General features: G+C 74.4%; 11 protein-coding genes. 6 read left to right on the forward strand and 5 right to left on the reverse strand.

Annotation, left to right across the window (positions count from 1 at the left end; genetic code table 11):
* The 4 genes from AC1DCG_RS24565 to AC1DCG_RS24580 all read right to left on the reverse strand — a co-directional run.
* The coding region (locus AC1DCG_RS24565) for a baseplate multidomain protein megatron (RefSeq protein WP_477041731.1) at window positions 1-2,850 on the reverse strand (2,850 nt) is incomplete at its 3' end.
* Window positions 2,850-3,302 carry an NlpC/P60 family protein gene (locus AC1DCG_RS24570; RefSeq protein WP_477029015.1) on the reverse strand — a complete coding sequence of 151 codons (453 nt, stop codon included), beginning with the start codon at window positions 3,300-3,302 and terminating at the stop codon, window positions 2,850-2,852. The genes AC1DCG_RS24570 and AC1DCG_RS24565, both read right to left, overlap by 1 nt.
* The gene (locus AC1DCG_RS24575) at window positions 3,299-3,949 is read right to left on the reverse strand and encodes a baseplate hub domain-containing protein (RefSeq protein ID WP_477029016.1); all 651 of its coding nucleotides are present in this window, start codon (window positions 3,947-3,949) and stop codon (window positions 3,299-3,301) included. The genes AC1DCG_RS24570 and AC1DCG_RS24575 overlap by 4 nt, the downstream gene beginning before the upstream one ends.
* The gene (locus AC1DCG_RS24580; protein WP_477029110.1) at window positions 3,949-4,581 is read right to left on the reverse strand and encodes a phage distal tail protein, Rcc01695 family; all 633 of its coding nucleotides are present in this window, start codon (window positions 4,579-4,581) and stop codon (window positions 3,949-3,951) included. The genes AC1DCG_RS24575 and AC1DCG_RS24580 overlap by 1 nt, the downstream gene beginning before the upstream one ends.
* Before the next feature lie 90 nt (window positions 4,582-4,671).
* On the opposite strand from AC1DCG_RS24580, the gene AC1DCG_RS24585 reads away from it, so the two are divergent.
* From AC1DCG_RS24585 to AC1DCG_RS24610, 6 genes are all read left to right on the forward strand, one after another.
* Window positions 4,672-5,187, forward strand: coding sequence for a hypothetical protein (locus tag AC1DCG_RS24585; protein WP_477029017.1), 516 nt, complete (start codon window positions 4,672-4,674; stop codon window positions 5,185-5,187).
* A 79-nt stretch (window positions 5,188-5,266) separates the two neighbouring features.
* Window positions 5,267-5,725, forward strand: a complete 459-nt coding sequence (locus AC1DCG_RS24590; RefSeq protein WP_165257340.1) for a DUF805 domain-containing protein — start codon at window positions 5,267-5,269, stop codon at window positions 5,723-5,725.
* Between the two features lie 90 nt (window positions 5,726-5,815).
* Complete coding sequence (locus AC1DCG_RS24595; RefSeq protein ID WP_165257342.1) at window positions 5,816-6,223, forward strand: DUF805 domain-containing protein; 408 nt, start codon at window positions 5,816-5,818, stop codon at window positions 6,221-6,223.
* Window positions 6,220-6,624, forward strand: a complete 405-nt coding sequence (locus tag AC1DCG_RS24600) for a DUF805 domain-containing protein (protein WP_477029018.1) — start codon at window positions 6,220-6,222, stop codon at window positions 6,622-6,624. Before AC1DCG_RS24595 ends, AC1DCG_RS24600 begins: the two co-directional genes overlap by 4 nt.
* Window positions 6,621-7,046: a hypothetical protein gene (locus AC1DCG_RS24605; protein WP_477029019.1), complete on the forward strand. Its 426-nt coding sequence runs from the start codon at window positions 6,621-6,623 to the stop codon at window positions 7,044-7,046. Before AC1DCG_RS24600 ends, AC1DCG_RS24605 begins: the two co-directional genes overlap by 4 nt.
* Window positions 7,043-7,474, forward strand: a complete 432-nt coding sequence (locus AC1DCG_RS24610) for a DUF805 domain-containing protein (RefSeq protein WP_477029020.1) — start codon at window positions 7,043-7,045, stop codon at window positions 7,472-7,474. The genes AC1DCG_RS24605 and AC1DCG_RS24610 overlap by 4 nt, the downstream gene beginning before the upstream one ends.
* Here AC1DCG_RS24610 and AC1DCG_RS24615 read toward each other — a convergent pair.
* The coding region (locus AC1DCG_RS24615) for a phage tail tape measure protein (protein ID WP_477041732.1) at window positions 7,471-7,881 on the reverse strand (411 nt) is incomplete at its 5' end. The genes AC1DCG_RS24610 and AC1DCG_RS24615 overlap by 4 nt on opposite strands.

Here is a 7,881-nt window from a genome sequence, read left to right on the forward strand (position 1 = left end):
GTCCAGCACCATCAGCGCCGGCGGCCCCTGCGCCGGACGCGGCGGGGCCGGGCTCCAGTCGATCTCGCCGCCGACGCTGCCCCGCGGCAGGATGGGCAGCAGCCGCGCCCTCGGCCGCTCGTCCAGGTCCGCCCGCGCCACGCGCCAGGTCTCGCCCTCGAACGCGACGCGGTCGCCCGCCTCCCAGCGCAGCGCCGCCAGCGGCGACAGGTGGACGATCCGCTCGCGCCTCGCCGCGCTCTCGGCGTCCAGCCGCCGCCGCGCGACCGCGTCGGCCTGGGCCGTCGTCAGYACCATCGGCGCCTCCACGTCCAGCACCGGCCCCTGGGCCGCGCCCCGTACGATCAGCCCGCCGGCCTGGTAGTCGCGGGCCAGGTCCACGAACCGGATCCGCACCGCGCCCGCCGCATCCTCCAGCCGCCGCGCGGCGCTGGCCGGCGCGGACCGATCCTCCGGCCAGGCCAGGTCGTCGCCGGCCAGCGCGCCCAGCGCCGGGCCCGAGCGCGAGACCAGCCGCACCCGCCCGCCGCGCTCCACCGCGTCCAGTCCGAAGGCCTCGGTCAGCGGCGACAGCGCCTCGCGCAGCCGCATCGGCCGGTCGATCACATAGCCGGCCACGCCGCCCGACGCCTCGCCCGGATCCAGCTCGACCCCGGCCCGCGCCGCCACCGCCGCAACCAGCTCGCCCAGCCCCGCCGCGCCCGCCCGGCCGTTCAGCCAGTGGCCCAGCCGCCAGTTCGGGGCGTCGGCCCACACGTCGGCCCGCGCCGGAAAGTCGGGAAACGGCCGGGCGTCCCAGCACCAGGCGCTGGCCTGCTCGATCATCGGCCCGCCATAGACCGGCGAGCGCGGATTGGCGGTCGGGTCGGCCACCATGGCCAGCACCGCCTCCAGCGCCCGCCGCTGGCCAAGCTCGTCGGCGCTTCCGTCCGAGAACGGCGGCAGCGCGCTCTCGGCGCTCTTGGGGTCGACGAACAGGTTGGGGGCGTTGGCGCCCTTGTCGACCGCCCCGCAGCCGAACTCGATCAGCCGGATCGGCTTGGACCGCGGAACCCAGGCCGTCGGGCCGGCCTGCCGCACGCCGCCGGGGCGGTCGTGGTGCGGGTTGCTCCACCACGACAAAAGGTCCTTGGGCCGGAACACCCACGGCTCGCCGTGCGCCCCGTCGGTGATCGGCGTGCGCGTCTGCGCGACGCGGTCCTCGGGCGAGGCGTAGAACCAGTCGAAGCCCTCGCCGCCGGTCAGACCCTGGCGCAGATAGGCCCGATCGTGCGGCCCGCCCCACCCGGCCAGGGCGTCCGCGTGGTCCTCGCCGTCGCGCCAGTCGGTGATCGGCGGATAGTAGTCGATCCCCACGAAGTCGATGTCGGCGTCGGCCCACAGCGGGTCGAGATGGAAGCGCACGTCGCCCGAGCCGTCGGCCGGCTGCGAGCCGAAATACTCGCTCCAGTCGGCGGCGTAGCCGATCTTCGTCTCCGGCCCGACCACCGCCCGCACCTGGCCGGCCAGCGCCCTCAGCGCCGCCACGGCCGGAAAGCCCGTCGCGTCGCGCACCCGGGTCAGTCCGACCAGCTCCGAGCCGATCAGGAAGCCGTCCACCCCGCCCGCCCGGGCGGCCAGGTCGGCATAGTGCAGCACGAAGCGGGCATAGCCCCGCTCGCCGTCGAAGAACGCCGCCGCCTGCGCGGCCGCCGCGCCGGTCCCGTGCGGCGATCCCGCCCGTCCCGGGGCCGGATGGCAGGTGATCCGCCCGCGCCAGGGATAGGCCCCCTGCTCGGTCCCGCCGTGCGGATCGGGCAGGCCGTTGCCCGCCGGCACGTCCATCAGCACGAACGGATAGAGCGTCACCGAAAGGCCCCGCCGCTTCAGTTCGGCGATCGCCTGCGCCACCGCCTCATCCGACGGCGTGCCGCCATAGGCCACGCCGCCCGCGCTGCTGGAGATCAACCGCGCCTGCCCGCGATCCAGCCCCGCCACCCGCCAGGCCAGCGGCTCGGTCGGCTTGTCGCGCGCCTCGACGCCCGGCGCGATCTCGCACGCGCCGCAGCGCAGGTCGGTCCCGAACCAGCTGACCACCAGGTTCACGTGCTTCACGTTCGGCAGCTGCGCCTGCAGCTGGTCGAGGCTGACCAGCAGGTCGGCCCGCCCCTCGGCGTTGTTCTGGTTCTCGGCGCTGGTGCGGATCAGCCCCTCGCGGCGCAGCACCACCTGGCTCGCCAGCACGAACTCGCCCGCCCCGGGGATCAGGCACACGCTTTCCAGCCGGTCCTCCAGCCCCGTGCCGTCGCCGCCCGGCCGGCGGAACACCTCGAACGACAGCTGCGGCGGCCGCGACCCGTAGGCGTCCAGCGCCAGGTCCTCGAACACCACATAGGCCACGCCGCGATAGGCCGGCGCCTCGCCGCCCTCGACGGCCGCGATCAGCGGATCGGGCGCCTGGTCCTCGGTCCCGCGGTGCAGCCGCATGGCCACCCCGGTCATGTCCATCACCTTGCCGTCGGCCCACACCCGGCCGATCCCGTCGACCGGACCCTCGCCCAGCGCCACGGCGAACGACAGGCTGTAGCCATATGTGCGCACCCGGCCGCCCTTGCCGCCGCTCTCGCGCCGATGCTCGGTGAAGCGCGCCGCCCAGATCACCTGGCCGCTCACCCGCGCCCGACCGAACACGCACGGCAGGGGCGCCCCCTCGGCCGCGCCGTTCAGGCGCAGTTCGGCGATGCGCGGTCCCGAGCGGGCCGGCGCCAGGCCCGCCATCAGGCCCGCGTCGACCRCCGCCGCCGCCGTGGCGGCGATGGCGCTCAGCACGCCCTGGCCCGACCCGGCCGCCTGCAGGATCATCTGCGCCATCAGTCTTGCTCCGGAAACGAAAAGGCGGCGACCAGCCGCGTGCGCCACCAGGGTCCCAGCCAGCTTTCGACGCAGGCCCGGCCCCAGTAGGCGTGGATCATCCGCGCCCCCGCCGGACCTTGCTCCGACAGGATCGCGCAGTGCTTGGCCGCCGCGCCCGCGGCCATGCGGAAGACCAGCACGTCGCCGGGCGCGGCCTGGCGCGGCGCGAGCGCGACCAGCGCCCGGCCAAGGCCCTCCAGCAGCGGCTCGCCCGCGCCCAGCTCGGCCCAGTCCGGGCGATAGGGCGGCAAGGGCTCGCGCTCGGGTCCGTGCAGCGCCCGCCAGACCCCGCGCACCAGGCCCAGGCAGTCGCAGCCCACGCCCTTGAGGCTGGCCTGGTGCTGATAGGGCGTGCCCAGCCAAGCCCGGGCCTCGGCCAGGGCCTCGCCCCGGCGCGACGCGGCCCTCATCGCCGGCCCCCGTCGTGGATTTCGCCCTCGCCGGGATAGAGCGTCAGAAAGTCCTCGCCCGGCAGGCTGGGAAAGCCCCGGAAGTTGGCGCCGTTGGCGAACACCGTCCGGCAGGTCGCCCACCGCCGGTCGCAGGTCGCGCCGGGATGGGCCGCAAGGTCGACGCCGCAGCGCGCGTCGCCCAGGGTCGCATCGCAGGTCCTGGCGTAGGTCCGTCCCGCCACCCGCTCCAGCGCCTGGGCCGGTCCCTCCAGCTCGGCGGTGAAGGCCCGGCCGGTCCACGACACCCGCGCCACCCGCGCCCGCCACAGTTCGACGGAAAGGTCGGGCGCGCGCCAGTCCACCCGCAGGCAGACCACCTGCGCGCCGTCGTGCAGGCCCGCCTCGATGTCGGCCGCCGTGATCGCCGCGTCGTCCAGCGCGCCCAGCGCCGCCGCCAGCCCAGGGCCGCCTCCCGCCTCGCTCTCCACCGCCCCCGCCGTCCAGCCGCTGGCCGCCCGGCAGGTCACGCCGTCGACCGCCAGGTCGCGGTCGTGGTCGGTGAAGCCCAGCGCCAGGCCGTCGGCCCGGGTCAGGATCCAGGCGTGGCAAAGGCCGGCCGCCCCGCCTTCGATACGCGCCGCCAGCGCCGCCTCGACCGCGCGCATCAGGCCCGCACCTCGACCAGCGGCACGGCCCCCACCCGCGCCGCGCCGAACCCCTCCAGGGTCACGTCGATCCGGTCGAGGTCGAAGCGCACCGGCGTGTCGAACAGGAAACCGGCGCTCACCGCCGCCCCCGCCGCCGGCGCGGCGGCCAGGGTCACCAGGCCGCTGGCGGCGTCGACGGAAAAGGCCCCGGCCGCTTGCTCCACCCCGGCCACGGCCACCCGCACGCTGCCCGCCTGCGGCTTGACGATCGGCCGCGACATGGCCGTCTCGCCGTCGCCATAGGTCTTGGCCAAAGCGAAGGTCCGCAGCGTCCCGTCGCCCACGCCCAGCGCCTGGTCGCCCGGGGCCGGAGTCAGCGATGGCGCGCACGACTTGAAGTCGGCCGGGTCGCGGAACCGGAAGCCGTGCAGCCGCCCGCGCCGCGCCTCGAAGAACGCCACCAGCTCGGCCGCCTCGTCCAGGCTGCGCGTCGCCGTGCCCACCAGATAGCGCCGCCGACCGTGCGCCCACGGGCTGGACCGGTGCTCGAACCCCGAGGCCAGACCGACGATCTCGGTCCGGCGCTCGATCCCGCTCGTCCCGCCGAAGGCCAGGCGCACGGGCAGCCGCACCTCGTGAAAGGCGCTCATCGCCAAGCTCATGAAGAGCCCTCCTTGACAGCTGCACAATGTGAGTGATTATTTACTTACATTCCATCCAACCCCGCCGGAGACCCCGCCGTGCCCTTCTTCGCCCTGCTCTTCTCGCCGCGCGGCGCCATCGGTCGCGGACCGTTCTGGCTGGGCCTGTTCCTGCTGCTGGGGCTCGAGATCGGCGGCTACCTGGCCTTCGCCCGCCATGGCGCCGCGCCGATGGCCGCCGTGCCGCTGATCGGCCCGTGGCTGGTCGACGTCAGCGGGCCGGCTCTGGGCTTCGACGGCTGGGTCCCGGGCCTGCTGATCCTGGCCCTGCAGGGCTGGATCAGCGGCGTCCTGTGCCTGAAACGGCTGCGCGACATGGGCCACGGGCCCTGGCCGCTGGTCGGGGTCTGGGGCGTCGACCTGATCCTGACCGGCGCGCTGATGGCCTGGATGGGCCACCTGCAGGGCATGGCCGTCATCGTGCCGATCTTCACCGGCGCGGGGGCCTGCGGGATCCTGTGGCTGGCGCTGCTGGGCTGGCTGGGGGTCGAGCCCGGCCCCCGGCGCGCCGGCGAGGCGCCGCCCTCGTCCCCGCTTCCCGCGGCGGCGGGTTAAACCCTTGTCATGACACCCATTTCACTTCATGCGCGCAGGGGCCGGCCCTAGTCTCTCCTCAAGGTTGGGAGACAAAGACATGGACTGGAAAACCCTGATGTTCTCCGCCGACGGCCGTATCGGCCGTCAGGCGTTCTGGATCGCCTGGCTCATGCTGCTGGGCGTCAACGTGGTGGCCGGCTGGGTTCCGGTCATCGGCAATCTCGTGGCGCTGGCCACCCTCTACTGCTTCGTCTGCATCTACACCAAGCGCCTGCACGACATGGGCAAGAGCGGCTGGTGGCAGGCCTTGCCGATCGTGCTGGGCCCGCTGATGCTGATCGGCTCGGCCCTGTGGCTGGGCTTCGGCGCGGCGGCCATCGCCCTGAACGGCGGCGACCCCGAACTCTTCGCCCTGGCCGGCGCCGGCGGCGTGGTGATGTCCCTGCTGCTGGGCTTCCTGGTCAGCATCGGCTTCACGCTGTGGGTCGGCTGCAGCGAAGGCCAGACCGGCGACAACCGCTGGGGCGACCAGCCGCTGAACGCCGTGGCCGTCTGAGCCCCCTCGCGCCGTCCTGGCGCGAGAGCCCTTTCACCGACGCAACCCCGCCGCTACCCTGCGGCGGGGTTTTGTGTTTCGGGGGCGTTCGTGAACGTGATCAAGGGCTATCTGCTGGGCCGGTGCCGCCGGCCGGAATACTGGATCACGGTCGTCGTCCTGACCGGCCTCAACGTCGTGCAGAACCTGATCCCGTCCCACAACGCCCTCCTCTGGCTCCACGCCGTCGCCTGGTTCCTGCTCGCCTCGCGGCGGTGCCGCGACATCGGCTGGTCGCCCTGGCTGGGCCTGCTGCCGATCCCCGTCGGCATGGCCATCGTCATCGCGATGCTCGCGGCCGCCAGCCAGCTGGAGCGGGCGGCCGAGCTGATCATGTTCAACATCGCGCCCGTCCTCATCCTGGTCCTGTGGTGCGGCTTCTGGGTGGTGCTCGGGGTGTGGAAGTCCAAGCCTCTCGACGCCCCGGCGGCCCAGACCCAGGCCGAGGTGTTCGGGTGAGCCCCCTCAAGGCCCTCGCCGGCTACCTGACCGGACGCTGCGCCCGCGCCCAGTACTGGGGCGGCGTCGTCGCGCTGTTCGGGTGCAACCTCCTTCTGAAGCAGGCGCCGTTCCGGGACGTCCTGGCCTTTGTGCTGCTCGCCGCCTGGCTCGTGCATGGCGTGCGCCGGCTGCGCGACATCGGCTGGTCGCCCTGGCTGTGCCTGGCGCCGGCGGCCGGATCCTTGGCGATGTTCGCCGCGGCCTTCACGGTCGACCCGAACGCCAGCGTGCCGGACTGGGCGCTCTACGTCACCGGCGCCGTCCTGGTCGGCTGGCTCGGCTTCTGGGTGACGATCGGCGTCCCCCGGTCCAAGCCGGTCGAAACCTCGCCCGACCGTCAGGCCGAGGTGTTCGGATGAGCCACGCGGTCGTGGCCTGGCTGCGCGGGCGCGGCAAGCGGCGCGAATACTGGATCGCGTCCATCGCCGTCCCCGTCGCCGCCATGGTCTTCAAGAGCGTCGCGCAGAGCGATCTGGCCAGCGACGGGCTGGATTGGGCCAGCCTGGCCGCCTGGTGCGTCTTCGCCGCCCGGCGCCTGCGCGACGCCGGCCTGCCGGCCTGGCTGGCGCCGTTCCCGGTGGCCATCTACCTGGCCTGGCAGGGCCTGAACCTGCTGATCATCCGCTCCGCCGGCAACGTGATGGATCTCGTCGGAACGCTGACCACGCTCAGTATCTCCAGCGTCGTCCTGATCATCGCGCTCGCCGTGGCCCTCGGCGTGTGGAAGCCCAGGCCCGCCTCCGCCCCCAGCCCCGACGAGCAGGCCGAGGTGTTCGGGTGACCCAGGCGGTCATGGCCTATCTTCGCGGCCGCAGCCGGCGGCTGGCGTTCTGGCTCTGGAGCCTGGGCGTCCTGGGCGCCAACCTCGCCGCCACGGCGATCATCATCGCCTTCGCGCCCGGCCATCTGTCGTCGGATCCGCCGCTGCGGGTGATGCTGTGGCTGGTCTGGGCCCTGGCCGCCGTGCGCCGCCTGCGCGACGCCGGCTGGCCGACCTGGCTGGCCGCGTTGCCGCCGGTGGCCAGCACCGTCGCCCAGGCTCTCTACCTGCAGTCGGACGGGCGGCACGACGTCGCCCAGCTGCTGCTGCGCGCCCAGGCCCAGACGGCCGCCGGCCTGTTCGTGGCCGCCGCGGTCGCGCTGCTCGGATGCCTGCCCTCGCGCCCACGCGAAGTCGCGCCGCAGGACCGGGCCGACGTCTTCGGCTAGAGCCGGCGGGCCCCCAGGCTGACGGCCCGCGCCAGGGCCTGGGCCAGCTGGGCGTCCGATCGCGCCAGGCCCGCCGCCTCGCCGGCGGCCACCTGCACCGTCACATTGATCCCGCCGCCGCCGAGGGGCTCGATCGCGCCCGCCCCGGCCGGGCGAAACACCTCCGGTCCGCGCTCGCCCACCAGATAGGCGCCGCCGCCGGTCACCGGGCCGCCCTCGGCCCGCGCTCCGGAAAAGGCCGACGACAGCGCGCTGGCCAGCGCCTCGCCCAGACCACTCGAACCACCGCCCGAGCCGCCCGAACCGCCGCCTCCTCCGCCCGAGATCGCGCCCAGCACCGCCCGCGCCAGCTCGGCCAGCGACAACTCGCCGTCGGCCGCCGCCCGGGCCAGCGACCGGGCCAGGCC

Source organism: Caulobacter sp. 10L414, assembly GCF_056395525.1.

Excerpts from the sequence above, each read along its gene's own strand:
- AC1DCG_RS24570 (WP_477029015.1), bottom strand. The coding sequence starts at position 3,302 with ATGAGGGCCGCGTCGCGCCGGGGCGAGGCCCTGGCCGAGGCCCGGGCT.
- AC1DCG_RS24575 (WP_477029016.1), bottom strand. The coding sequence starts at position 3,949 with ATGCGCGCGGTCGAGGCGGCGCTGGCGGCGCGTATCGAAGGCGGGGCG.
- AC1DCG_RS24580 (WP_477029110.1), bottom strand. The coding sequence starts at position 4,581 with ATGAGCGCCTTTCACGAGGTGCGGCTGCCCGTGCGCCTGGCCTTCGGC.
- AC1DCG_RS24590 (WP_165257340.1), top strand. The coding sequence starts at position 5,267 with ATGGACTGGAAAACCCTGATGTTCTCCGCCGACGGCCGTATCGGCCGT.
- AC1DCG_RS24605 (WP_477029019.1), top strand. The coding sequence starts at position 6,621 with ATGAGCCACGCGGTCGTGGCCTGGCTGCGCGGGCGCGGCAAGCGGCGC.